Source organism: Paenibacillus sp. FSL R7-0340 (assembly GCF_038002205.1).
GTDB classification, from domain to species: domain Bacteria; phylum Bacillota; class Bacilli; order Paenibacillales; family Paenibacillaceae; genus Paenibacillus; species Paenibacillus polymyxa_B.
The window spans coordinates 3344468-3371012 of record NZ_JBBOBY010000001.1 but is presented as its reverse complement, the minus strand read 5'-3'; the positions used below and the strand labels follow the sequence as shown (position 1 = coordinate 3371012).

The window sequence follows — 26545 nt, the reverse complement described above, 5'->3', positions numbered from 1 at the left end:
GTACGATTTCAGGAAAGATAGGGCGATTGAATATAAAATATAAATTAAAATGAGGGAGTTGACCTGTAGGGGTATGGTCTTTTTATCAGTTTGTCTGTTTGTACTCCGCTTATACTTTTCGGAAGCTACACATTAGGCGAATATCCCCTATAATAATGGATTCTTAAAACTAAAATTACAGGAGCGTCTTAGTATGTCAAAATACGTTGAAATCGGTTACCCAATATATGAAGGAATGCCTGTTTATCCAGGATTGCCAGAAGTGAAGTTAGAGCCTAGAGAGCGTTTGGACAAAGGGGATGCCTGGAATGGAAGTGTGTTAAGTATGTATCTTCATGTCGGCACCCATGTCGATGCACCGTGGCATCATTTAAATAACGGTAAGGGAATAGATGCTGTTCCGATTGAAGAATTCATCTATCGAAAACCGCTGTTAATTGATTGTCCTCTTGATCCGAACGGCTTTATTACCATTGAAATGCTTCAGGAATATGAAGAGCTGCATGAAGCGGATATTCTCATCTTTAATACAAGCTATTGGAAACACCGAGATACGGATTTTGAGAAATACGCTAATAATTTTCCAGCCGTCTCTCCCAAAGCAGCGGAATTCATCCGTAAAAATTTGCCGAACTGCAAAGCTGTGGCCATTGATACCATGAGCATTGAAAATCTGGAAGAAGCCAAAAGAAACGGCTATTTTGTTCACCATGCCTTCTTAGACCATGAAAAATATGAAGAGCCGACAATGCTCATTTACGAAGACATAAACCCTGCACCATTAATTGGTAAAAAGCTATTATCTGCTTTCACAGCACCACTTCGCATTAAAAATCACGATGCATCTATGGTTAACATCATTGTTGAAGTTGAAGAATAAAAGCTAACGAGGAACAATAGGTTTATCGAACACAGGTGCAGACTTCAGCACTGCAAGGAGAGACAACAACATATACGCATAAGAAGTCGCCATTTTGGCGGCTTTTTTGTTTTAGCGAAAATCTACGCTAAGCCTTCAGATGTAATCAACTTATTTTGATAGACGTTGGTTAGCCGCTATTTATTTCTTTTGATTTTTATAACATGGCGTGTCAAATGTGCGGGCATAAAGTCTTCTATATAGCACATAATAACAATAATTTGAAAAGAATATTTTCATAAGAATGAAAAGGAAAATATTACTTTAAGCATATTCTTATCTCTAACATTCTTTGTGAAGTTGAATGATAGTTGTTATAAGAACTATTTTTTACTCTTTTAGAACTATTTTAATCTATTCATTTGAGGTCGATATAATTGAGCTGCTTTTATTCGTAAAAGTAAAATTTTCTAGGAAGTTGGTATCAACTTCCTAGAATGAAAAATAATGTAGATTGCAATCAGAAGTGTCATAGGGAGAAATATCACAGTGAAATCAATTAAATGAATACGATGGTAGAAATCGACCAGCCGTTCCTTTAGAGAGGAGGTGGTACATAAGAATATTGGGGATTCTGTTAATCGCTTCGACTTTCTCACAGACAGCATCTGCACATACGGTGAATCCTAATGGACAAGCCACAACCAAGGAAGTGATGAACTGGCTCGCTAATCTGTCATCGGAAAACCGCGTAGTGTCAGGAGCATTCGGCGGGTACACAAATGCGTCATTTTCTATGACCGAAGCTAATCGAATTGAAAATGCAACAGGACAGTCCCCTGCCGTGTATGGCTGTGATTATTCAAGAGGATGGATGGAGACTTCTAATATTGCCGATTCGATCGATTATAGTTGTAACACCGATTTAATCTCTCATTGGAAGAACGGAGGTATACCTCAGATCAGTATGCATCTGGCTAACCCTGCGTTTAACTCTGGAAATTATAAAACCCCAATCTCAAACAGTCAGTATGAAAGAATCCTAGACTCATCAACTGAAGAGGGCCAGCGATTAGACGCTATGTTAAGCAAAATTGCCGACGGCCTTCAGCAGTTAGAAGATGAAGGTGTTCCTGTTCTTTTCAGACCTCTTCACGAAATGAATGGAGAATGGTTCTGGTGGGGACTTACCGACTATAACCAAGAGGATAGCGAACGTATCACTTTATATCAACAGCTTTATAAAAAAGTCTATCATTATATGACCGATACAAGAGGATTGGACAACCTGATATGGGTATACGCACCAGACGCCAACCGAAACTTTAAGACAGACTTTTACCCTGGATCTTCATATGTTGATATTGTTGGATTAGACGCTTATTTCTCAGATCCTTATTCGATTCAAGGATATGACGAGCTAACAGCTCTTGATAAGCCTTTTGCTTTCACAGAAGTCGGTCCGCAGGCAACCAATGGTAGTATGGATTATTCTTTATTTATCAATGCCATCAAAGAAAAATATCCGAAAACCATTTATTTCTTAGCTTGGGATGAGGGATGGAGCCCCGCAGCTAATAAAGGTGCCTACAATCTTTATAATGATGGTTGGACACTGAATAAGGGGGAAATGTGGGAAGGCAGTTCACTTGCATCATTTGCTGAATAATTGATCAATAGTTCATTAAACAGGACTATGAAGAATGCAAGTTCTTCATAGTCTCTTAAAAAACATGTCCTTTAGGGAGTTACAATAACAGCTAATGTATGAATTTTTTATCACTTACATAACTATTTCTCGGAAACTAGCGGTTCAGCCGATAAGTAGCCTTCTTACACACCTTCCAATCTTTCGGGCGCATCACCGATATTTCTGATTATTTGTGTTGTATTATATGTACTAAATCCTCTTTTCGGAAGGCAAAGGCCGATTTCTAGTATGTTAAGGAGAAATCGGCTGTTTTTTTTAAAAATTGTTCCCAGTGCAGCGCTTGAGTTAGCGCCGTTTGCTCAATTAATGCAATCTCCAGCAAACCCAGAATACATGAAGCCATGCTCCCAGCTATTCCTTTGAAACGGTTTGGAACCCCTGAATTATTACAAAAATCCAACGAATTTAGTTTTATGAATGAACAGAGCTGAGAAATGACAACTTAAGAAAGTAGTATACATCACAATTTCCAAAGGAGGATATCTGTTATGGCTCACCAGAAGAAAAGGAAAGAAGCAGCCTGGAAGTCACGAAAGCAAGAACAGCATCCCCATGGTAAAGTCAAATCGCTCAAGGAGCTGTCCAGCGAATAGGAGTGAGGAGTATACTGCTTGGAAGAGAAGGACTGTCGGTGAAATTCACCGGCAGCCTTCTTTTTGCAATAATTTCGCTTACATAAAGAATTCCCTTAATGCTGCAACTGGATTTACTAACAACCATCTAGCTATTGCTTGTAAGCTTTTCAGATTGCGGACCTCATTAGGATGAAAACACCGATACAGCGTTCTACCATAGAGAGTATCTTTTTAAATTCGTTTTTCTGAAGGTTGTCAGTTCCGGCTAAAAATTGAAGCATCTCCTGTCCAGGAGATGCTTCTTCTACGTTATGATTGGGTAGTCTGAGATAAGCTGATTTATCAGGATACGATTGAATTCAGGAGACCCTGCTTCACCTGATCCGACAGTGGCATAAGTGGCAGACGCAATTGCTCGGCGGCAATAATCTCTTTCTGGGTAAGCCACCACTTGATCGCGGCCGGGGCTGGCTCTGCAAATACATGCTGGATCACCGGTTCCAGTAGCATGAAACTGTCTCGCGACCCGTTCATGTCGCCAGCCACAAAACGTTGGTATATATCCACATACTCCTGGATATTGAGATGAGCGGATGCAAGCATACCACCGGCAGCTCCCTGGCATAGCATGGCATGGAAATAGGCATCCTCTCCGCAGAGGACAGGCTTGGTCTCGTACTGGGTCAATTTTAAAAGCAGATCAAGACCGCCCGTGCTGTCCTTGAGCCCAATTACGCCATCCAGGTCCAGCACTTTGCGTATTGTATCTATTGTCATGCGACTGCCCGTGCGAACAGGAATCTCATATACAAGCACAGGCAGGCCTACACGAGATACGACACGGAAATGCTCCAAGATTCCTTCCTGCGTCGGCCGGTTGTAATACGGAGTGACCACCATGGCTGCATCCGCTCCTAATTCAGCCGCCATTTCCGTCCGATGCACCGTTGAATAAGTATCGTTCGTTCCCGTGCCAATGACGATCGGAATGGTTTTGTTCATGCTCTTCAGAACATCCTGCGTCACCTGTACCATCTGCTTCACTTCATCCCAGGATACGGTTGGCGACTCTCCTGTCGTACCGTTAACGACCAGACCCTGGATGTCATGGCCTGCAAGATAGGTAACATACTTCCGGTACGAATCGATGTCCAACTTATAGTCACGTGTAAAAGGTGTAATCAGCGGTATGAAAATCCCATGAATATGTTGTTCGTTCATCATCATCAGTTATCCCTTCCCGTTGAATTAAATCTAATGTAACATAGGAGACAGCATCAGAGTTATCTATAATAAACGATGATTCTAATCAAAATTTCCGATGGGGTGGCCAGATTGGATTTCATTTATCTTCAAACATTTCGGGAAGTTGCCATTCGTGAAAGCTTTACAAGAGCAGCAGAAGTGCTCGGTTACGCACAATCCAGCGTCACGACCCAGATTCAAAAGCTGGAGAAAACGTATCAAGTCAAATTGTTCGAGCGATACAGCAACAACAAGATTCGTCTTACCTCCGCCGGGGAAGAGCTATTCAAGCTTGCCGGACAAATGCTGGAGCTTTTTGAGCAATCGAAAGAAAAATTGGCTAAGCAGGGCGGGGGCTCCATGACGATCGGTACTATGGATTCCATCGCTTCGTATTTTCTGCCGCCGTATATGCAGGCGACTCGCAAAGAATACCCTGATCTGAACATACGATTGCATACGGATCGCGAAGAGATGATTTTGCACCAGGTCAGGGAAGGGGAGGCCGATGTCGGGCTGATCCTCGCGGACGATTCAAGCAATTCGGCCTTGCAGTGGATTACGATTCGAGAAGAACCGCTTGTACTGATTGTCCATCCGAACCATCCGCTTATCGCTAAAGAGAGAATCGGCCTGGATGATCTGGTAGATGCGGAGTGGATTATGCCCGAGCATACGTGCAACTACAGACAACTGTTGGAGAGAGTGCTTCGAGCAAATGGAATCACCTATCGCGTGAGCCTGGAGCTGGGTAATCCCGAAGCGATCAAACGGAGCATCAAAACTGGAGAGGGTATATCCATTCTACCTCTAATGGCTGCTCTGGAGGAGATTGAACGGGAAGAACTGAAGGTGTTACCCTTTGAGCATGGCGAGCTCAAGCTGGAAATTCAGCTTGTTCTTCATCCCAAGAAGTGGGTGTCCAATGCATTGAACTTTTTTATGGAGAGCATGAGAATGTAGATTTACCTCCACATCAAAATTAAAATACAGTACGAGCGCTTCCTAGTGGATACCAGAAGCGCTCACAGTTTAACGTGCCGAAGAGGATGAGGACTTAGAATGAAAAGAGGAAGCAAAGTTTATTCAAATCATTCACGTATTTTTTTGAAAAAAAAGCAATCCATATTTGCATTCAAAACTTGACAGCAAGTAATTTTTTTACTTAATTAAATGCATGCGCATGTTTTTTAATTTGGTAATGTGCTAAACCATTCGGTTACTTAATATTTAATTAGAACAAGATGTCAATGCAGAAGTTCAGTCATTGGTGAATTTCACCATAGACCATTTGGGCCGTGCAGATACATTAATTAATTGCGCAGGCTGCTGCGGAGAATATCACCTATGGCAGTATCCCTCGTGAGGATGTAGCTCGTGCCATTGTGGCAGCTTTAGATGAGAAGAACACATACAAGCGAGCTTTTGATCTGATTACTGGTGACGATTCAGTTGTTGATGCATTGCAAAAAATCTGAAGATGAGGACCAACGAGTAAATGGCGTATTTTACTTTGAAGTTTTGAAATCATACCTAAAGTTGACAAATGAAACAAACGTGTTAATATATATGCGTGTGCATGCATTTGATTGATGTATTTCATAATATACCTCAGAGAGGAGTCTTTCTCACATGAAAGATTTATTTAGTCCCTATACAATTAAAGGTTTGGAATTGAAAAATCGCGTAGTTATGCCTCCAATGTGCCAATATTCGGTTGACAAAAAGGATGGGGTCGCCACAGATTGGCATTATATACACTACGTTAGCCGAGCGGTAGGCGGAGCTGGTTTTATCATGATTGAAATGACAGATGTAGAGCCGGATGGTCGTATCTCCGATTTTGATCTTGGTTTATGGTCAGATGAGCAGATTCCTGCTCTCAAACGGATTGTAGATGCTTGTCACAGCTACGGTGCCAAAGTGGGAATCCAGATCGCGCATGCCGGACGCAAGGCGGAAGATGCTGAAGTTCCTGTAGCGCCATCTGCCATTGCATTTGATGAAAATTCAAAACAACCTCGCGCGCTTACAACAGAAGAGGTTAAAGGACTAGTCGAGAAATTTCGTGCTGCTGTAGCTCGCGCTGTCAAGGCTGGATTCGACACCATTGAAATTCATGGTGCACATGGCTATTTGATTCATCAATTTCATTCGCCGCTTACGAACAAACGGGAAGATAGATACGGTAAAGACCTTACCCTTTTTGGTCGGGAGATCATTCAGGCAGCGAAGGGCGAGATGCCGGAAGATATGCCGCTCTTGATGCGTATTTCTGCCAAAGAATACGTAGAAGGTGGATATGGTATTAAGGAAAGCATTGCTTTTGCCAAGGAATATCAAAAGGCAGGAGTAGATATGTTTGATATTTCATCTGGCGGTGAGGGACCTATAGCTGCATGGGGCAGACCAGGAACTCACGCAGCGTATCAAGTCCCCTTGGCAAAAGAAATCAAAGAAGCTCTGGATATTCCGGTGATGGCCGTTGGAAGACTAGAAGATCCAATTTTGGCGAATGCAGTTATCGGAAATGAAGAGGCCGATCTGGTTGCTGTGGGTAGAGGGATGTTGAGAAATCCTTATTGGTCACTGGAAGCCGCTTCAAAATTGAAAAAAGAAACTGCAATCCCTACACAGTATACTACAGGGTTCTAAGATCGACTGTATGCATTATTGGTTGATCCTGCTTGGGTCACCAAAATTCGGGACGGAAGATTGGACGATTTAATTTTGTAGAACTAAAAAATAGTGCTGAAAAATCGATTAGGTGTTGCACCTATGACACGCACGAGTGCTTCTCCAGAAGGCTTTGCAACGGATCAAATGGCACAATACTATGCTTCATTTGCACATGGCGGATTTGGTTTGATTATTGTTGAGGGAACCTATACAGATGAGCTGTTTAGTCAGTGTTATTTCAACCAGCCCGGGATGGCCACTGACGAACAGGCTAAATCGTGGGAAAAGGTGGTGGAAGCTGTTCATAAGGCTGGCGGAGCAATTATTGTTCAGTTAGAACACGCGAGTGCTTTATCTCAAGGTAACCGATTCGAATCAAATATATTGACTCCATCAGCAGTGCAACCACAAGGAGGCAACTTGCGTTTTATGGCGGTGAAGGAGCTTTTCCGATGCCTGTGGAAGCAACGAAGAAAGATATTGAAAACGTAATTCAGGGATTTGTGAATGCTGCTGTTCGTGCCAAATCAGCTGGATTTGACGGCGTAGAAATTCACGGTGCAAATGGTTATTTACTGGATGAGTTTCTTACGGACTATACAAACCAGGGAACGGATGAATACGGAGGTTCCCTCAGCAATCGTGTTCGTTTATTGGTTGACGTATCGAGTGCAGTTCGGCAAGCCGTAGGAGAAAACTTTATAGTTGGGATTCGAATCTCCCAAGGGAAAGTAAATGATTATGAGCATAAGTGGGCTGGTAAAGAAGAAGAGGCAAAAGTGATTTTCCAACAGTTAGGACAGTCGGGGCTTGATTATATCCATGTCACGGAATATGAGGCTTGGCAACCAGCCTTTCCAGACAGTAGTAGACAATCTCTTGCTGAGCTTGCCAAGAAGTATGGAAACATTACAGTGATGGCTAATGGACACCTGGAAGACCCATCTAAAGCAAGTCAGATGGTCGAACATTGTACAGCCGATATTATTACTTTGGGCAAAGGAGCTCTTGCTAATCATAATTGGCCTGTCAAAGTTAAAAATGATGAACTGCTAGCTATATTTGACCAGGAAAAGATTTTAAGACCGAATGCAACGATAAAGGACTTTGAATTGGTCGATTAAGAAAAAAGTACGTCCTTTAGACCTTCTGTAAAGTACTCTATCAAGGTACTCTACAAAAGGTCTAATTGAATGAACTCTGCGATCACGGAGAGCATGGAAGATGGAAGAAGGTTTGCAATTGTGGAGGGAGAAGTGCGTAAGATTGCCGAATATGCCCCGAAAGTTACGTTAGCTGGTTGTTGTGACTGATACGTTTCCTGATATGATAAACAACGAGCAGGATTAACGGGAAAGCGATGGCATGGGTGAAATCCCAATCTACCCAGTAGGCGGGGATCTCCTTGACGTAGAAAATAATATTTTTTGCAATCAGATGCGACAGTCCGTAAATCAGAAATGCCACTGGAAAGATCAATGGCCGATAGGATTTTAGCTTTAGTAGCTGAGCTGTCCCCAAAACAAATGCGTAAAAGAAAAGCGCTGTTTTGAAATAGGTGCTAATGATCCACGTGGTGGCCATTAAAGCCTCAATCCGCTGCAAAAAATTGGCAATGTTGATTCTCTGGGCAAGAATATAGGCAGCGTAAAATTCGTGTTCTGAGAAATATGCCCCGAGTACTGTTAGGGAGAGAAACAAAATGAGGTTGAGTCCAACAGCTCCGATCAACAAAGAAATGAATATATTGCGGCTCGTATTGCTTTGTTTTTGGACATAGGGATACACCATGAAGAACACGCACATTTCTCCAAAGGGATAAAATACACCGAACATAATGGTGTGCAGCATGTCAGGAAACGATGTATTCAAAATAGGATGGATACGCTCCATCTTGACATCGGGGAACAGGAGAACGATTAGGCAAATCAGAAAAAACGCAAAGAAAGGAAAAAAAATCTGGGCTGCTCTGCCCAGCGTTTCAAGACCCAGCCGCAAGCCATACACCAACAGAAAAATCGCCATGAAGCGAATGACCCCGCCGGGTGTCCCTTCGTAAATCTGTGTGCACATGAAATCTTCGATTTCTCTGATATAGGTGGAGGCTGCAATCAGGAAAAAGAATAAATAACTCAACGCTACAGCTCCACCCACCCATTTTCCTAATACTTGTAATGAAAGCTCAATAATCGTTTTAGTTGGATCAATATTTGATGTAGATATCATCAGCTTTACGCATGCAAGTCCTAGCGGAATACTAATCAAGGCGGCAATCCACGCATCCTCGTGGGCTCCGGTTGCCATTGCTGCAGGATACACAAGTGCCATTTCCCCGATTAGCGAGAAAAGTCCAAGTAACATCATTTGAGCCGTACTGATCCGGTCTTTTTCAAGATTCATGAGATTCCTCCAAATCTGCTGCAAACTGCCCCTCAAGTTTTCTTTTGTCATTTCCTTTAGTATGTGATTTTATAACATAATTATTAATTGATAGTCGAAAAGGAATGTTAAGGGGATAATTATCAAGTTCTTCTGTCATACTATTTGTAGTTTGCTCACGGAATGCGGAGGTTGTGACATGAAGGATACAATTACTGGCACATTATCACACCGCTTGGAGGACAATTTGGTGCAGTTGGTTCAACTGCTCGGGACAAGCACCGATTTGATCACTAAAAAGCTGGAATTGGATGAGTCTACGCATATCGCTTTGCTTTATATTGATGGTCTTGTGGATACACAGGTTCTGCATAATTCCATATTATTTTCGCTTCTGGAACGTTGTACCCCTGACCAAATGAGAGATCTTGATGCTAATCAGAAGATTGAGCTTTTGCGAAAACGTATGCTGATTGCGGGGGATCTATCCGTCACGCATGACCTTGGGCAATTTGTTCATGAGCTGTTATCCGGTAATATCATGGTGCTGGTTGACGGAACATCCAGCGCCCTACGGATCGGACTGCCTGGATGGGAGGACCGCAATGTAGGCGAACCAAGCTCACAATCAGTTGTACGTGGGCCGATGGAAGGGTTCACGGAAAATATGCGGACAAACACGGCGCTGATTCGAAGGAAAATTAAAGATAGCCAGCTATGGCTAGAAACCTTCCAAATTGGTAAGGTGACTCAAACCAGTGTATCCATTATGTATCTCGCCAACATCGCTAATCCTGACCTGGTGCAGGAGGTGAAGCGCAGATTGGCCAAAATAGATACGGACAGTATCCTGGAGAGCGGATATATTGAGGAGTTTATTCAAGATACGGCTGCTACGCCGTTCCCCACGATCTATAACAGCGACCGGCCGGATACTATCGCAGCGGGAATCCTGGAAGGCAAAGTGGCGATTCTTGTGGATGGAACCCCCTTTGTCCTGTTGGTGCCTACCTTTTTTGTCGCTTTTTTTCAATCTGCCGAAGATTATTATCAGCGGGCCGATATTGCCACCTTGCTACGGTTCATCCGTTTTCTTTCCTTTTTCATTACGTTGCTTGCGCCTTCATTTTATGTGGCGGTTACGACTTATCATCAGGAGATGATCCCTACCAATCTGGTTATCAGCCTTGCCGCACAGAGAGAAAGCGTTCCTTTTCCTGCATTTGTGGAGGCAGTACTCATGGAATTAACGTATGAGATTTTGCGGGAGGCGGGAGTGAGGATTCCAAAAAATATAGGGCAGGCGATATCCATTGTTGGAACACTTGTAATAGGACAGGCGGCGGTTGCCGCGGGCTTTATCTCATCAGCAATGGTTATCATTGTATCCATTACGGCCATATCCAGTTTTGTGATACCAGAGACGGGCATGTCGATCGCTGCAAGAATCATTCGCTTTGTTCTTATCGGACTAGCTGGCTTTATTGGACTATACGGAATACTATTCGGTATCTTTTTAATCGTGCTGCATTTGGCGAGTCTGCGTTCTTTTGGCATGCCCTATATGAGTCCGATCGGTCCATACCGTTCAAATGATCTGAAGGATTCCATCTTCCGCTTTACCTGGCCGCGTTTAAAGACAAGGCCGGCAGAAAGTATGATTCAAAATCTTGACCGTCAAAGCACAACCAAGCAAAAGGAGTCGGCAGATGAGCCCAAAAAACCGTAAAACTGTTTCGCGACTGCTGCTTACCCTTTTGGTCCCTATGCTGCTCAGCGGGTGCTGGGAAAGACAGGAGTTAAATGAAATGGCCTTTGTGCTGGGAATGGGGCTAGATAAGGCTGAATCTGGCTATAAGGTTACACTGCAGGTGGTTATTCCTTCAGCAATTGCCTCGCAGGCGGCGGGAGGGACGGGAGGTGCCGGGGTGCCAGTGATTGTATCTACCTTTACGGTCCCAACGATTTATGAAGCCCAGCGCAAGTACAGTCTGGAAAGTGCGAGAGCCGGCTACTATGGACATATCCGTATACTGGTGATTGGAGAGGAGCTTGCCCGGGCAGGAATTAGCGAGGCACTTGATATGATGAAGCGGAGCCGAGAGCCGCGTAATGATTACTATGCCATGGTCGCCAAAGACACCACTGCCGAAGATGTTCTGAAGGTCCTTACCCCGCTAGAGAGATTGCCGGCAAGTAAATTATATAATTCCCTGGACAAATCTTATAAGACATCGGGCAAAACAGTCGCTGTTTCTTTGAACCAATTTATTGAAGATTTGTTGTACGAGGGGAAGAATCCGGTGCTAACCGGAGTGAAGATGTCCGGCAGTGTTAGTGAGGGCGAAAAGAAGAGCAATGTGGAAGATAGCTCGCCCACAGCCAAATTACAGTACAGTAATATAGCCGTATTTCGGAAGGATAAGATGATCGGGTGGTTAAGCGATAACGAGACGATTGGCTACAATTATATCACCAATAACGTTGTCAAAAGCTCAGGTTCTGTAATAGGAGACGACGGACGGCCCATCGTCATTGAAGCACTTCATACAGACACCAAACGTAAAGTCAAGATTATTGACGGTGAACCACATATTTACATCCATGTAAAGGCCTTGTGTAATGTTGAAGAGGTAATGAGCAAAGATAATCTGGAAGCAGAGCGCGTGATTACAGGGCTGGAAAGGAAATCGGAAGAACGAATTATCTTGCGGATGAAAACTGCAGTTAAGCAAATTAATGAGCGCTATAATGTGGATATTATGGGCTTTGGACAGTTGATCTACCGTGCCAACCCCCAAGCTTGGGCTAGGCTACAACAGAAAAAAGGGGACAATTACCTAAAATCGCTACCTATCCATTACAAAGCCAGCGTGTCGATTAACCGAATTGGTATTACAGACAAATCTTTTATTGAAGATATCAAGGAGTGAGCGCAATAGTGTTACTGCTTTTTCTGGCAACAGCAGCGGTTTGTGCGGTCATCGATGTGCCTTTGCTGACACGAGGAAGCAGGCGCCGTGACCTTCTGGTCTGGGGCTTGTTTTGGATCACGGGCATTGGTGTAGTGGTCTGCTCCTTGTACAAAATCAATGTGCCGAGCCCATTGCTTCTGGTCATGATGATCTATAAACCGGTTAACAATCTGTTTACATCCTGGTTTTATTAGGTTGTAAGGAAATTCACCTTTTGTACCTCGGAAAGCGCTCCGTTCCTAATAGTTTGATCTTGTTGATATCATGGGTCACAGTTGAGTGGCGGGAGATGGTTGCTTGAACAGCGAAATGCTGCTATCAGGAAATGCTTTTAAAAATAGTAGTAGTATCTTTGATTTTAATAGTAGAAGTGAATGTTGGTAAAAGCAGCAGCAGTCTAAGACTTTATTTTTCAAGTCCTAGTGAGCTGCTGCTTTACTTTTAGAAGCAGTCTCTTACATATCCCCGATAAGTGAGAAAAGCCCAAGTAATATTATTTGAGCCGTACTGATGCGGTCTTTTTCAAGATTCATGAGATTTCTCCATATCTGCTGCAAACTGCTCCTCAAGTTTTCTTTTGTCATTTCCATTGGACTTTTGTGTAGAAAAATTGGTAAAAATACAAGCTGGTTACGGAGGATTTTTTGTATTCCATATTTTCTCTAATTGACTTTATAACCCGACATTATTATTATCTTATACTATAAGATTAATTATCTCATACTATAAGGTATTAGCGAGAAGGTGTTGTGACCATTGGATTATAAAGCATTAGCGACAGAACTATTCGAGTATATCGTCAAATCGCGGAAACCGGCATTAGAGGAACGAGGGCACTTTTCACGTGGCGAAATGGGGATTCTCATTTGTCTGAATTTCAATAAGGACGGGGTTACCTCTGGCCACTTGAGCGAATACTTGTCCGTCAGTACGGGACGGGTAGCAACGGCACTGAAGAGCCTGGAGAAGAAAGGACTAGTTGTACGGCGTACTGATGTCAGCGACAAACGTAAGGTAATTGTATTCATTACGGATTCAGGTAAGCAATTTATGATTGATAGGCATAATGAAGGAATCGCATGGACCGAGAATGTTCTTCGAAAGTTAGACGAAGAAGATGCCAAAGAACTGATCCGACTCATTAAGCTTATTGTCTCTAGAAGCTGAATTTCTATGCAGAGCAGGATGCACCATACTTCACCAAGCATCAAAGACTATCAGATAAAAGGAGAGCAACAGAATGCTAAAGATATTCAAATATCTCAAGAAAAATGAATGGATGCTTGTGGTTTGCAGCCTAGCCTTCATCGTTGTGCAGGTATGGCTTGATCTGAAGCTACCTGATTATATGGCGGAAATTACGACCAAGCTGCAAACGGAAGGAACGCCTGTGTCCGAACTGCTGATTCCCGGCAGTTACATGTTGTTTTGTGCCGTCGGCAGTATGATTGCATCTATTATTGTGGGCTATTTCGCGGCAAAGGTGGCTGCAGGGCTGGCTATGCGTCTGCGTGCGATGGTCTTTGACAAGACCTTATCCTTTTCGATGGAAGAGATGAACAACTTTTCGACGGCAAGCCTCATTACCCGCTCCACGAACGATGTTACGCAGATTCAAACGGTGGTTGCGCTGGGGCTGCAGGTGATCATCAAGGCACCGATTCTGGCCGTGTGGGCCATTGTGAAGATTGCAGATAAAAACTGGCAGTGGACCGCCTCCACAGGAGCGGCCGTGGCTGCTCTGATCCTGATGCTAAGTGTCATTGTTGTTTTCGCTCTTCCAAGTTTCCAGAGAATCCAGCGTCTCACCGATAATCTGAACAGGGTAACACGTGAGCATCTGATCGGACTTCGGGTAGTACGCGCTTATAATGCAGATCAGTATCAGCAGGAGAAGTTCGAGCAGGCTAACGTCGAGTTGACGAATACAAACCTGTTTGCGAACCGTTTAATGACGATGATTGGCCCAGGTATGACCTTTATTATGTCAGGTCTGAGTGTCTCTATCTATTGGATCGGCGCTTACCTGATTAACGGGGCGGCCGTGCCAGACCGCATCACGCTGTTCTCCAATATGGTCGTATTCTCCTCTTATGCAATGCAGGTGGTTATGGCCTTTATGATGGTAAGTATGATATTCATCCTGATGCCTCGCGCCTCGATCTCTGCCAAACGGATCATGGAGGTTTTGAATACCGAATCCAGCATCGTTAATGGGCATGAGACGACTGGAGAAGAGAGCGTTATGGGGCAAGTGGAATTCCGTAATGTCAGCTTCAAATATCCGGACGCGGAGGAGGCCGTGCTTCGCAACATCAGCTTCACGGCGAAACGAGGCGAGACGGTTGCCTTTATTGGCGCTACAGGCAGCGGCAAAACCAGCGTGATCAATCTGATTCCCCGTTTCTATGATGTGACCGAGGGAGAGGTACTCGTGGACGCTGTGAATGTCAGGAACTATAATCAGCAGGCACTCCATAACAAAATCGGGTATGTTCCTCAGAGAGCTGTACTGTTCAACGGTACGGTCGTATCCAACGTTTCGTACGGTGATAACGGAAGAGCAGGAGCTTCGGAGAAACTTGTCAAAGAAGCCGTTGGTATTGCTCAAGGAACGGAGTTTGTCGAAAAAATGGATGGTCAATATCAGGGTAGAATTTCGCAAGGTGGAGCGAATGTGTCCGGTGGTCAAAAGCAGCGGCTGTCCATTGCGCGTGCCATCTACCGTCAGCCGGAGATTTATATTTTCGATGATTCCTTCTCGGCACTAGACTACAGAACAGACCGGATTCTGCGCTCCGCTCTCAAAAAAGAAACCGGCCACGCTACGACACTTATCGTTGGTCAGCGCATAGGTACGATCAAAGACGCTGATCGGATTATCGTGCTGGACCAGGGAGAGATTGTAGGGAGCGGCACGCATGAAGAGCTGATGACGAACTGCAGCACTTATCAGGAGATCGCATATTCGCAGCTTTCGAAGGAGGAACTCATACATGGATAAGAATGAACACACCGTCGACAGCCAGCAAATGAAAATGAATCAGGGAGGTCCCATGGGTAAAGGCCCTGCGGGGGGCAAGGGTGCTGGTGAAAAAGCGAATAATTTTAAAAAGACCATCAGACAGCTTATATCCTACAGCAAGGCCTATGTGCCTATGATTATACTAGCTATGGTACTGGCCTTGGTCGGCTCCACCCTCAACGTGATTGGCCCGGATAAGCTCAGTGATATTGCCAACCTGATTCAGGAAGGAATCGTAACCGGGATTGATGTAAGTGCTGTTCAGAAGATTGTTCTTGTATTGGCGCTTTTATATGGATTTGGTCTTATCTTTAACTATTTCCAGGGCTTCATTACGGCAACCGTCTCACAGCGTCTTACAAAGAAGATGCGGACAGAGCTGTCTCAAAAAATCGATCATATGCCTTTGAAGTATTTTGACTCTACGAGTTACGGTAATGTGCTTAGCCGCGTAACCAACGATGTCGATACCATCGGACAAACGTTAAACAACAGTCTCGGCACGCTTGTCGGTGCACTGGCTACCTTTGTGGGCGCCTTGATTATGATGCTTTATACAAACTGGATCATGACCGTTACCGGAATTGTAGCTACGCTGATCGGCTTTTGCCTGATGAGCGTGATTATGAAGCATTCACAGAAATACTTTGTAGCACAGCAAGCGGAGCTTGGCCAGATCAACGGTCATATCGAAGAAACCTATGCTGGTCATAACGTAGTCAAGGTATATAACGGGGAACAAGCAGCCAAGGAAGTGTTTCATGGCATTAACAGCCGCCTATATACAAATGCATGGAAGTCCCAGTTCATGTCTGGTCTGATGATGCCAGTCATGATGTTCATTGGAAATTTTGGTTATGTCGCGGTTTGTGTCGTGGGAGCTTTGCTGGTCAACCAACAGACTATAACTATCGGAACTATTGTCGCCTTCATGGTGTATATTCGTCTGTTTACACAGCCCTTGTCGCAGCTGGCACAGGCCGCAACCAATCTGCAGTCGGCGGCTGCCGCCAGTGAACGTGTATTCGAATTTCTGGGTGAAGAAGAATTGGCAGATGAGCGTCACAAGACCATAAAGCTGGACACCGCCAAAGGGGATGTCGAATTCAAACATGTCCGTTTCGGCTATAATACAGACCGTATGATTATCAAGGACTTCTCCATGAAAGCTGAAGCTGGTCAGAAAATTGCCATTGTCGGTCCGACAGGCGCCGGTAAGACCACGCTCGTGAATTTGCTCATGCGGTTTTATGAGCTGAACGATGGAGAAATCTACATTGACGGAACCCCGATTAGTCAATTAACGCGTGAGAATATTCATGAATTATTCTGTATGGTGCTTCAGGATACCTGGCTGTTCGAAGGAACGATTCGTGACAATATCGTCTTTTCCAAAGATCATGTTACCGATGAGCAGGTGGAAGCTGCTAGTAGAGCGGTGGGGCTGCACAGCTTCATTAAAACACTGCCGCAGGGCTATGATACAGTGCTGGACGACAAAGCCAATCTCTCCGCCGGTCAAAAGCAATTGATTACCATTGCAAGAGCGATGATTGAAGATTCACCCATGCTCATTCTGGATGAGGCCACAAGCTCGGTTGATACGCGTACGGAATTGCTGATTCAACAAGCGATGGACCAGCTGACTGTGGGGAAAACCTCCTTTGTGATTGCTCACCGACTTTCGACGATCAAGAATGCGGATCTGATTCTGGTCATGAAGGATGGTGACATTATCGAAATGGGTAACCATGAGGAATTGCTGGCTAAAGGCGGCTTCTATGCTGATCTATACAACAGTCAGTTTGAACATGCATCCTAAAAGTAACTGCTTGAAAACATAATAAATATCCATATAGTTCCATCAACATTGACATCAGCAAGTGGACATTATAAGGTATGAAAGCCAGAATTTCTTAATCATAATTGTGGAGGCAGATCAATGAACCAGCGTTTTCGAATCACCCGTTCCATGCAGGAAAGTCCGGTGGAGCAATCCATTTCCCTGGAGGAGTGCAAAGATTACTTTGCATCCCAGCCAGACTTTTCGTATTCACGAGTGCTTATTATACAAGGTGCTGAGAGCACCATGTCGATTGAGGGAGATTTTTTCATGTGGAAGTATGCTGACGTAGAAATACCTTTTCGCCATTACATGGGGGATGTGTATGTGGCTATTTCCGATGAGGCTGTCGTGCCTAAGATGATTGAAATTGCAACAGATTTGCAAGCAGATGTGGTGGATGGGTGAAGAACTACTCACTATTTTTATTCTGCTGAAGGTTATTGACTTCGTAGTGTATCTTTACAGCAATGGACAGTGCTGATTTCTGACTGCTGACATCGAGTTACATAGATGTCAGCATTTTTGTTAACCACGTAACTGCAGTGGACATAGTAAAGCTACAAAATGGTAGACTTCATCCGCTGATCGCCTCTTATTGGCAGATGTGAAGAAGACGGAAGACCTGATATGTCAATATACTGGTAAGAACAATCCATAACCACAAAATACATATTCATTGGCTGGATGCTAAGAGACTTAACAGCTGGATCAACGAAAGGGGGGACGTATGCTATGTTAGAGATATTTCGTTGTTTCTCATTACGGGAGGCAGTTCAAGCTGGAAAATTAGCGAACAACCGTTGACGGTAAACTCCCAGGATGTGGACCAGGCAGCGAACAATCCGATTACGTCCTACAGCAATATTGCGTATACGCTTCGCTTTTATGCAGGAACACATTTTCAGTCGCTCAGGAGTTATGACGGTAAAGAATATGAAGCTATTGGAATTGGCTTAGATACCACGATATTCTCTGATGAATATAGCAAGTATGGTGAGTTTACAGGTAGTTTTGTTGGCTTGACCTGTGCCGATCGTGTTAAACATCAACAATATGCTGATTTTGATTTTTTCGAATATAACGTTGATGAAATGAATGAATAAATAAGTATTATTAGTTACCAAATGGTTACTATAGAACATTAAGGTGCCTACTTCACAAAAAACACGAGCGAACTTATTATGAATTTGAAAACCTAGGTTAAATTAATATTGTAACTTTGAAGTCTTTAGTTATCAATTATGATATTGATGTGTGAGGGAGATTTACTGATCAAGCAGGAACCTTTTACTTCAATGGTGATGGGCACGAAACGAAAAGGATAAAAAATTTTGAAAGGAATTTGAGAATGACAATTGAAGCGAATAAACAACAGATGCACCGGTTTACAGAGTTCATAAATACGGCTAGCGTAAAGCTAGCAGAAGAACTTATTGCCCCAAATGCGATTTTCTATGTCCCAGCACGGGAAGATGCGATGAAGGGACCGGATGGATATCTTGCAATTATCCAAATGATGCGAACTGGCTTCCCTGATATCCAATGGACACTGAAGGAGATGGTTGCTGAAGGCGATAAGGTGGCTGCGCGATTCATTATGCGAGGTACGCACCAAGGCAGTTTCTTCGGTTTTCCTCCAACAGGGAAAACCATCGAGGTTCAAGCGATGAATTTTTATCGATTCTCTGATGGGCAAATTGTAGAAGAATATGGTCAACCCGATATGCTTGGATTACTTCAACAAATTGGCGCTGTTCCAAGTTCGTAGAGGTTCATTTCAATACGACATCTGATGGTGTTCTTTGTTCGATGGATATGTAGCTAAGTAGGACAAATGTTCGTTTAAAATGGAAGCTACATAGGGAAGCTTTCCATTTTAGACGAATAAAAGACATACACTGTTTGTGCTGTGAACATTCGTACTTTGTTATGAAATATAAATAAAATAATGCCTGAGCCTTTGAATGTAGCTATACGCATCAAGACATCAATTCATTCGAGGCTCTCTCTTAAAATCTCTAATCCTCTTCTTAATTCCTCTAAAGAACTAGTGGATGAAAGCGCTACTCTTAGATAATTTTCTTCTGCATTCCCACCGCTCAGAAATCGATTGGAATGAAATACACGAACCCCTTTTTCCAGAAAAAAACCTTCAGAATAAGCTTCGTGCATAACTTTTGGTAAACGTAGCCATCGATAAAAACTCAGTGGATGTCCCCCGTGGAGAGTATTTGGGAAGAATTCAGCAAATAACTGGTTGGCTGTCTCGGCCAATTGTTTTTTCTTCGTAACAATCATATTTGCTTTTCCTGACAGAATCAGCTCAGTTACGATCTCTGCGTCCAAAGAGGATGTTTTGACGTTGACGTTGTATATGGCCTTCATCATTGTGTCTTTGAATGCTTCGTTAAACACGATATAGGCCACTCGAAGACCTGAGCAGATGGATTTGGCGGTGCTACAAATATAAACCGTTTGTTCAGGGAGCAGCTGATACATCGGCTGACCATAATGATCTATAATGTCCGCTGACAAAAAGGCATGAATGTCGTCCTCAATCAGGATCAAATGATGTTTTTGAATGATCTGAGCTAATTCTTTTTTTCGCTTTTCCGGAATTACAATGGTCGTGGGATTAGCGCAGGAAGGCATTAAAAACACACCATGTAAATTCGATTGAGAACATTGGTCTTCCAGAGCTTCAGGTAACATACCATACTCATCCCCTGAAATGGGAACTAGTTTGATACGAAACATTTTGGAGACTTCAATAAAATTGGCATACGTATACTGGTCAACCGCAATTCGGTCCCCGGGTTCAAACAGTGCTAAGAGTGTAATAGCTAATGCATTTTGGGCTCCTGAAACGATCGCCATATGTTCAGTATCGGCCTGGATGCCAAAAGCCTTCATCCAATTGAGAGCAGCCAGTTTATGATGCGGGACACCTGCAGGATCATTGTAATTCAATAGCTGTTCCAGATAACTTTTCTCTACCACGTGCTTTAAGGCCTCAGTAACCAGATCATTGGTTTGCTCAAATGAGGCAACAAAACCAAGGTCAATATGTACGTTTGAGGATGGATCTTTTGAAATGGTGACCGACCGAGCCGCGTTGGCTGAAACAAAGGTGCCGTTTCCGGTCACACCATGAATTAATCCTTTAAGCTCGCAAAGCTTGTATGCGCGTGTAATCGTTGTGAAGTTCACATCCAAAAAATCGGCCAGCTCTCGCTGAGGGGGAAGTTTTGTACCCGGAGCCAAAAAGCCATGTCTGATGTCATGTTCCAGCAATAGGGCGAGAGAGCGATAAAGCGGTCGTTGCAATCTATCCCTGTCAGGTTTCCACGACATCGGATAATGTTCAAACGAATTAAATGGCATAGCACACCTCACAATATTGTAATGCATACAATTGTATCATTGATTGTATGGATTTACATTGCTAAACTAACGAAGAAATGTAATCTTGTCAAGGAGATGTAGCAACGATGATACACAGAAGTAAGCTTCAATTGGCCTTTAAATCAGCTTTCCCTTCCACACTTCCCATACTGGCTGGATTCTTGTTTCTAGGGATTGCCTACGGCATTCTTATGAATATATCTGGCTTTGGTGCGGGGTATGCGATCCTTATGGCCCTATTTATTTTTGCCGGATCCATGGAATTTGTTGCAGTGCATTTACTGCTCGGTCCGTTCAATCCACTAGGTGCCTTGCTAATGGCCTTAATGGTGAACGCCCGGCATTTATTTTATGGCATATCCATGCTTGAAAAATACAGAGGCAACGGATTCAAAAAGTTCTATCTAATTTTTGGACTATGTGATGAATCGTTTTCAATTAATTACACTGCAAACATTCCCAAAGAAGTGGACAAGGGATGGTATATGTTTTTCGTAACTCTGCTTAATCATAGCTACTGGGTATTTGGCGCTGCCATTGGTGGATTTTTCGGATCTCTGGTGCGCATTAATATGGAGGGGCTTGAGTTTGTGATGACAGCGCTCTTTGTTGTGATCTTTGTTGAACAATGGATGAAAGAGAGCACACATCATAGTGCAGTGTTGGGTTTGGGAATTTCGATCCTTTGTCTGCTTATTTTTAATAGCGAAAATTTCATCGTTCCATCTATGATAGGTCTTCTTATCGTGCTCTCCTTCATGAGAAAATCACTAGATAGAATGACAGGTGAGAGACACGATGTCCATGACTTTGTTTGAAAACATCACAACGATAGGAATGGTCGTCTTGGGAACGATAATGACCCGATTTATTCCATTTATTTTGTTCCCTTCGGGACGTCCCACACCTAAATATGTACAGTATCTCGGCAAAGTACTTCCCTCGGCAGCTTTAGGACTGCTGGTCATTTACAGTGTTAAGGATGTCACTTTTTTCTCTGGGTCTCATGGTGTGGCCGAATTGATTTCCATTGTCTTCATTATTATGCTGCATCTCTGGAGAAGAAACATGCTGATATCCATCGCTGGCGGTACACTGCTCTATATGCTCCTGGTCCAATTTATATTCTAAAAGTTGATCATCTCCGTTGTTGCAGGTTAGCTATTGAAACTTTACACAAAATAGTTGGAGTGACTATCAGTTGCACGAACAATACCCAAGAGGACTAATGTTAACCTTAGTCCTCCGTTGTTTTTAAAATATTCAAAGGCTTGTCATTCTCGTCCTCAAAACACTTAATCGGGCTCAGTTTTTTAAGAATCCTTCATGTTACGAGGAATTTCCTCATTGAGCTTATGATATTCCAAACCCCACGTTTCCATAACATTAATGATGGGTCTTAAAGTATTCCCTAAATCACTCAAGCTGTATTCGACTCTAGGTGGTACTTCGGCATACACGGTTCGAATGACGATACCATCCTCTTCCATAGACCGCAAATTTTCTGTTAGAACTTTTTGACTGATTTCTGGAATACTTTTACGAAGTTCACCAAAACGTTTGGTTCCTTTCAAAAGGTCTCTCATTATTAGCAACTTCCATTTGTTTCCTATAAGTCCAACCGTTGTCGCCACCGGACAAAGAGGCAACTCTTTTTTTGTAATCATTCGGTCTAATCCTCCAATAGTTACTTTTTGGTTCCTATCTAATAAAAAGGTGCCTACTTTCAAAACGATTATATTGCTTATATTATAAAGCGGTCGAGGAAAAAGCAAATTAAACGAAAGGTGGAGAAACCTTGAATGACAGCTTATGGATGCAATTAACAGCCTACTTTTCAAATAACATGCATGTTTTTTTAGCTACTGGGAAAGAGCATATAATAATAAGTTTACTAGCTTTACTCTGCTCTGCCTCCATTGGAATTGTGTTGGGTTACGTAACCTGTAAGTACAAACGAACAGAGAAATGGATCGTATCCTTGTTCCAAGTTCTAAGAATTATGCCTAGTTTAGCTGTTCTACTCCTTTTAATCCCTATTATGGGGACGGGAACAAAACCAGCTTTAATTGCCCTGGTACTGTTGGGAATTCCTCCTATATTAATGAATATGATAGCCGGTTTAGAGTCTGTTCCCTCTTTTTTACTTGAAGCTGCTCATGGAGTGGGTATGTCAGAACAACAGGTAATGTGGCGAGTCAAATTCCCATTAGCTGCGCCAATGATTCTGACAGGGATTAAAATAGCTGCCATTGAGGTCATTGCGAGTGCTACCATGGCTGCCAAAATAGGAGCGGGTGGATTAGGGGAAATCATCTTTACTGGTTTAGGACTTAATCGAGTGGATTTACTTTTGATTGGTGGGTTTTCGGTGGGAATTTTAGCAATTACAGTCGGGGTAATGCTTGATATGTCCGAGCGTATTTTGTTTAAATATAGATTTTTGAAAAGGTAGGTAAAAGATATGTCTAGAAACAAGAGAAAACTGTATTTTTCAATTTCAATTTTTCTTGTATTGTCGCTCATTTTAAGTGCATGTGGTGATAAAACAGAAAATGCTGAAGATAAAGCAGCAACGATACGGATCGGTACGAAAGATTTTACTGAGAATTTGATTGTGGGTGAACTTTACGCTTTGGCTTTAGAGGGTGCGGGATATAAGGTAGAACGAGTACCCAATATTGCGGGCTCCGTTATCCATTCATCTATTGTTAACAACGATATCGATATGTATCCAGAATATACAGGTACCGGTTTATTATCCATATTGAAAGTAGATATGCTCACTGATCCTGACGCGGTTTATAAGAAAGTTAAGGAAGAATATAAAAAGCAATTTAAAATTACTTGGCTAGATTACTCTAAAGCAAATGATGGAGCAGGACTTGTTATTCGTTCGGAAGTTTCTAAAAATCTAGGAATTACTACAATTACTGATCTACAAAAACATGTAAGTAAGCTTCGATTCGCCTCACAAGGAGAAGTTGACCAACGTGCAGACGGAATTCCAGCTCTAGAGAAAGTGTATGGTAAGTTCAATTGGAAGTCATCTAAAGTATATGATAACAGCTTGAAATATGAAGTGCTTAAAAACAATGAAGCGGATGTTGCCCCAGCTTACACAACAGAAGGGCAACTAGTTAATAAAGATCAGTTCACACTGTTGAAAGATGACAAACAAGTATGGCCTCCGTATAACTTGGCTCCTGTTGTTCGTGATAATGTGCTGGATACAAATCCAGAGATAGCTGAGGTTATTAATAAGGTGAGTGCGGCGCTGGATACGGAAACGGTAACCGCCTTGAATGCAAAAGTGGACGTGGATAAAAAAGAATATGAAGATGTGGCAAAAGAATTTTATGACTCAATTAAATGAGTGTGGGGGATAACATGAGTCTTATAGCAATTGAATTCCAAAATGTGTGCAAAACATACGCAAACTCCAATGACTTAGCTGTTGATCATGTCAATCTGTCTATTAGGGAAGGCGAATTTATAACCATACTGGGTTCGTCCGGATCAGGAAAAACCACACTATTGAAAATGGTAAATCGTTTAATTGAACCTACCCAAGGGAAGATAAAACTATTTGGTGATGACATTGCTGAAATTGATCCTGTAGCGCTACGGAGAAGGATTGGCTATGTTATTCAGCAAGTGGGTTTGTTTCCTCATATGACCATTGGACAAAATATTGCTACTGTGCCCCGGCTTTTGAAATGGGAAAAAACGAAGGTGGATGAAATGGTGCACAAATTGTTACTTTTGGTTGGGTTAGATCCAGTAAACTACCTAAATCGTTACCCTTCTCAACTATCGGGAGGTCAGCAACAGAGAATTGGACTAGCTAGGGCTTTAGCAACAAATCCTAATACAATGTTATTGGATGAACCTTTTGGAGCCATAGACGCCATGACTCGTCTAAATTTGCAGGATGAACTTCTGCGGATTCATGGGGGAGTTAAGAAAACCTTCCTATTCGTAACGCATGATATCAATGAAGCATTTAAGCTGGGAACCAGGGTAATAATCATGAATCAAGGTAAAGCCTGTCAGTTTGATACGCCAAGAGAAATTGTTGCTCATCCCGCAGATGAATTTGTCGCATCGCTTATTCAATCTTCAAGAGAGCAAGAACGTTTCTGGGAGGGGTTAAAGTGATCGAATATGCCATTAAGCATCCGGATAAGTTAGGAATTGCATTACTGGAGCATGTGGAGATGCTAATTGTGATCATGCTGATCTCCATTGTCGTCACAGTACTCTTAACAATTTTAGCCCTGACTTCAGAAACGATATCCAGGTTACTCATTTATATCTTTTCGATTCTTTATTCAATTCCCAGCTTGGCCCTGTTCGCAATCATGATCCCCGTGACAGGTTTGGGTAAAACGACAGCGATTACCGTGCTCATAGCATATAACCAATATATCCTACTACGTCAGTTTATTGCAGGTTTGAATCATGTTGAACAGTCTATTATTGAGGCAGCCACTGGGCTTGGTATGAGCCGTATTCAGGTATTGCTTCATGTTCGTGTGCCTTTGGCCATCAAAGCTCTTTTTACAGGATTAAGGCTAGCATCCGTATCTACGGTTGGAATGGCGACTATAGCAGCATTTATAAATGCAGGCGGATTAGGCTCGATATTAAATGATGGCTTACGAACCATGAATATAGATAAGATTCTGTGGGGAAGTGTATTGTCAGCGTGTCTCGCTATTGGAACGAATGCAGTATTCATTCAGTTTGAAAAACGAATCTACATTGGATCGGGGAGATCACTTTTATGAAGGCTGTTGTACTGGAAAGGGCCTGTAAACCTGAAGAACTAAAGATAAAAGAAGTTCCAATCCCCAAAGTTAAACCAGGTTGGGTACTTGTTAAGATCAAAGCTTTTGGAATAAACCGCTCTGAAATGTTTACAAGACAGGGACATTCCCTATCCGTCAAATTCCCACGGATTATTGGTATTGAATGCATAGGGCAGATCGAAGATCCATCTGACAGCACATTTCAAAAAGGGGAGCGTGTTGCTTCATTAATGGGGGGATTAGGCCGAGAATTTGATGGAAGTTATGCTGAATATGTTTTGATTCCTTCAAAACAGGTTTATTCCATTCCAATTGAAATGAAATGGACTGAGCTCGCTGCAATTCCAGAAATGTATTATACGGCGTATGCGTCCTTATTCGAATGTCTCCAATTAACTGCTGACGAAGTGCTTCTCATTCGCGGTGGGACGAGTTCTGTTGGTCTGGCTGCCCTTCAGCTAGCAAAAAGTACAGGCGCCACAGTCATATCAACCACTCGGAACAACGGAAAGCTAGCATATCTTCAGCAGGCTGGAGCAGACTTTGCTTTACTCGATGATGAGTATTTTACAAAAGAAGTTTATAAAATCGCTCCAAATGGCGTAGACAAGGTCCTGGAGTTGGTCGGCACCGTCACAATAAAGGAATCATTGCAACTGGTTTCAGAGCAAGGGACCTTATGCATGTCAGGGATACTGGGAAATGAATGGACACTTGATTCCTTTGAACCGTTAATTGATATACCGACAGGTGTTTATTTTACGGCATTTACAAGTGAAGTTATCAAAGAAAACGTACTAATCGACCTGTTCAATCATATTAAAGAACATGGAATTGTTCCGCCGATTGCTAAAGTTTTCAAGCTAGAAGAAATCCGAGAAGCTCATCTTTTAATGGAGAGTAATGATGCGAATGGTAAGATCGTAATTTTGAACGATTAGTTCAGAAGATTAAGATTTCAAGGGTAGGACACATCGTTGTTGATGTTCTCTAGAACGTGATGCAAGCCTAAATGTGCCAGATCATTAATAA

At 42.8% G+C, this 26545-nt stretch carries 27 protein-coding genes; 23 read left to right on the top strand and 4 right to left on the bottom strand.

The window, feature by feature from the left end:
* Positions 1-193 precede the first annotated feature (193 nt).
* The 3 genes from MKX59_RS15140 (at position 194) to MKX59_RS15130 (ending at position 3163) form a co-directional block, all read left to right on the top strand.
* Positions 194-880, top strand: coding sequence for a cyclase family protein (locus tag MKX59_RS15140; protein ID WP_076265370.1), 687 nt, complete (start codon positions 194-196; stop codon positions 878-880).
* 595 nt (positions 881-1475) lie between these two features.
* A complete protein-coding gene (locus MKX59_RS15135; protein ID WP_071558741.1) occupies positions 1476-2528 on the top strand; it encodes a glycosyl hydrolase in 1053 nt (350 codons plus the stop codon).
* Positions 2529-3058: 530 nt separating this feature from the next.
* The gene (locus MKX59_RS15130) at positions 3059-3163 is read left to right on the top strand and encodes a DUF6254 family protein (protein ID WP_023988604.1); all 105 of its coding nucleotides are present in this window, start codon (positions 3059-3061) and stop codon (positions 3161-3163) included.
* Positions 3164-3487: 324 nt separating this feature from the next.
* Here MKX59_RS15130 and dapA read toward each other — a convergent pair whose 3' ends face one another.
* A complete protein-coding gene (gene dapA, locus MKX59_RS15125) occupies positions 3488-4369 on the bottom strand; it encodes a 4-hydroxy-tetrahydrodipicolinate synthase (RefSeq protein ID WP_071559634.1) in 882 nt (293 codons plus the stop codon).
* A 111-nt stretch (positions 4370-4480) separates the two neighbouring features.
* Here dapA and MKX59_RS15120 point away from each other — a divergent pair, with 111 nt between their 5' ends.
* The 4 genes from MKX59_RS15120 (at position 4481) to MKX59_RS15105 (ending at position 8193) form a co-directional block, all read left to right on the top strand.
* Entirely contained in the window at positions 4481-5353 is an 873-nt protein-coding gene (locus MKX59_RS15120; protein ID WP_076265373.1) for a LysR family transcriptional regulator, read from the top strand.
* 669 nt (positions 5354-6022) lie between these two features.
* Positions 6023-7045 carry an NADH:flavin oxidoreductase/NADH oxidase gene (locus tag MKX59_RS15115; RefSeq protein ID WP_076294735.1) on the top strand — a complete coding sequence of 341 codons (1023 nt, stop codon included), beginning with the start codon at positions 6023-6025 and terminating at the stop codon, positions 7043-7045.
* 123 nt (positions 7046-7168) lie between these two features.
* On the top strand, positions 7169-7561 hold the full coding sequence (locus tag MKX59_RS15110; RefSeq protein WP_305953847.1) for an oxidoreductase: 393 nt from the start codon (positions 7169-7171) through the stop codon (positions 7559-7561).
* Positions 7522-8193: an oxidoreductase gene (locus tag MKX59_RS15105; protein WP_305953846.1), complete on the top strand. Its 672-nt coding sequence runs from the start codon at positions 7522-7524 to the stop codon at positions 8191-8193. The genes MKX59_RS15110 and MKX59_RS15105 overlap by 40 nt, the downstream gene beginning before the upstream one ends.
* 163 nt (positions 8194-8356) lie before the next feature.
* Here MKX59_RS15105 and MKX59_RS15100 read toward each other — a convergent pair whose 3' ends face one another.
* Entirely contained in the window at positions 8357-9469 is a 1113-nt protein-coding gene (locus tag MKX59_RS15100) for a GerAB/ArcD/ProY family transporter (protein ID WP_023988609.1), read from the bottom strand.
* 178 nt (positions 9470-9647) lie between these two features.
* On the opposite strand from MKX59_RS15100, the gene MKX59_RS15095 reads away from it, so the two are divergent.
* From MKX59_RS15095 to MKX59_RS15055, 9 genes are all read left to right on the top strand, one after another.
* Complete coding sequence (locus MKX59_RS15095; RefSeq protein ID WP_340858507.1) at positions 9648-11177, top strand: spore germination protein; 1530 nt, start codon at positions 9648-9650, stop codon at positions 11175-11177.
* Positions 11158-12381, top strand: a complete 1224-nt coding sequence (locus MKX59_RS15090) for a Ger(x)C family spore germination protein (RefSeq protein WP_028541284.1) — start codon at positions 11158-11160, stop codon at positions 12379-12381. The genes MKX59_RS15095 and MKX59_RS15090 overlap by 20 nt, the downstream gene beginning before the upstream one ends.
* Positions 12382-12389: 8 nt before the next feature.
* On the top strand, positions 12390-12617 hold the full coding sequence (locus MKX59_RS15085; protein WP_226887813.1) for a hypothetical protein: 228 nt from the start codon (positions 12390-12392) through the stop codon (positions 12615-12617).
* Between the two features lie 562 nt (positions 12618-13179).
* The gene (locus MKX59_RS15080) at positions 13180-13590 is read left to right on the top strand and encodes a MarR family winged helix-turn-helix transcriptional regulator (protein ID WP_028541283.1); all 411 of its coding nucleotides are present in this window, start codon (positions 13180-13182) and stop codon (positions 13588-13590) included.
* A 73-nt stretch (positions 13591-13663) separates the two neighbouring features.
* A complete protein-coding gene (locus MKX59_RS15075; protein ID WP_340858506.1) occupies positions 13664-15427 on the top strand; it encodes an ABC transporter ATP-binding protein in 1764 nt (587 codons plus the stop codon).
* Positions 15420-17270, top strand: a complete 1851-nt coding sequence (locus MKX59_RS15070; RefSeq protein ID WP_071558740.1) for an ABC transporter ATP-binding protein — start codon at positions 15420-15422, stop codon at positions 17268-17270. The genes MKX59_RS15075 and MKX59_RS15070 overlap by 8 nt, the downstream gene beginning before the upstream one ends.
* A 120-nt stretch (positions 17271-17390) precedes the next feature.
* The gene (locus MKX59_RS15065) at positions 17391-17699 is read left to right on the top strand and encodes a hypothetical protein (RefSeq protein WP_025723019.1); all 309 of its coding nucleotides are present in this window, start codon (positions 17391-17393) and stop codon (positions 17697-17699) included.
* A 344-nt stretch (positions 17700-18043) separates the two neighbouring features.
* Positions 18044-18397, top strand: a complete 354-nt coding sequence (locus MKX59_RS15060; RefSeq protein WP_053325447.1) for a beta-xylosidase family glycoside hydrolase — start codon at positions 18044-18046, stop codon at positions 18395-18397.
* A 245-nt stretch (positions 18398-18642) separates the two neighbouring features.
* Entirely contained in the window at positions 18643-19062 is a 420-nt protein-coding gene (locus tag MKX59_RS15055) for an ester cyclase (RefSeq protein WP_071558739.1), read from the top strand.
* 224 nt (positions 19063-19286) lie between these two features.
* On the opposite strand, the gene MKX59_RS15050 is transcribed toward MKX59_RS15055, so the two are convergent.
* Entirely contained in the window at positions 19287-20678 is a 1392-nt protein-coding gene (locus tag MKX59_RS15050; RefSeq protein WP_071558738.1) for an aminotransferase-like domain-containing protein, read from the bottom strand.
* A gap of 107 nt (positions 20679-20785) precedes the next feature.
* On the opposite strand from MKX59_RS15050, the gene MKX59_RS15045 reads away from it, so the two are divergent.
* Positions 20786-21517 (top strand): AzlC family ABC transporter permease, encoded by a 732-nt coding sequence (locus MKX59_RS15045; RefSeq protein WP_071558737.1) that lies wholly within the window; start codon positions 20786-20788, stop codon positions 21515-21517.
* Entirely contained in the window at positions 21498-21830 is a 333-nt protein-coding gene (locus MKX59_RS15040; RefSeq protein ID WP_071558736.1) for a branched-chain amino acid transporter permease, read from the top strand. Before MKX59_RS15045 ends, MKX59_RS15040 begins: the two co-directional genes overlap by 20 nt.
* A gap of 182 nt (positions 21831-22012) precedes the next feature.
* On the opposite strand, the gene MKX59_RS15035 is transcribed toward MKX59_RS15040, so the two are convergent.
* On the bottom strand, positions 22013-22366 hold the full coding sequence (locus MKX59_RS15035; protein WP_023988623.1) for a winged helix-turn-helix transcriptional regulator: 354 nt from the start codon (positions 22364-22366) through the stop codon (positions 22013-22015).
* 131 nt (positions 22367-22497) lie between these two features.
* On the opposite strand from MKX59_RS15035, the gene MKX59_RS15030 reads away from it, so the two are divergent.
* Genes MKX59_RS15030 through MKX59_RS15010 form a run of 5 tightly spaced genes read left to right on the top strand, consistent with a single transcriptional unit; the run spans position 22498 to position 26454 of the window.
* Positions 22498-23154, top strand: a complete 657-nt coding sequence (locus MKX59_RS15030) for an ABC transporter permease (RefSeq protein WP_071558735.1) — start codon at positions 22498-22500, stop codon at positions 23152-23154.
* Positions 23155-23163: 9 nt separating this feature from the next.
* On the top strand, positions 23164-24075 hold the full coding sequence (locus tag MKX59_RS15025; RefSeq protein ID WP_028541278.1) for a glycine betaine ABC transporter substrate-binding protein: 912 nt from the start codon (positions 23164-23166) through the stop codon (positions 24073-24075).
* Between the two features lie 14 nt (positions 24076-24089).
* Positions 24090-24860 carry an ABC transporter ATP-binding protein gene (locus MKX59_RS15020; RefSeq protein WP_025723011.1) on the top strand — a complete coding sequence of 257 codons (771 nt, stop codon included), beginning with the start codon at positions 24090-24092 and terminating at the stop codon, positions 24858-24860.
* Positions 24857-25492 (top strand): ABC transporter permease, encoded by a 636-nt coding sequence (locus tag MKX59_RS15015; protein WP_023988627.1) that lies wholly within the window; start codon positions 24857-24859, stop codon positions 25490-25492. The genes MKX59_RS15020 and MKX59_RS15015 overlap by 4 nt, the downstream gene beginning before the upstream one ends.
* A complete protein-coding gene (locus MKX59_RS15010) occupies positions 25489-26454 on the top strand; it encodes a zinc-binding alcohol dehydrogenase family protein (RefSeq protein WP_023988628.1) in 966 nt (321 codons plus the stop codon). Before MKX59_RS15015 ends, MKX59_RS15010 begins: the two co-directional genes overlap by 4 nt.
* The last annotated feature ends 91 nt before the right edge of the window (positions 26455-26545 follow it).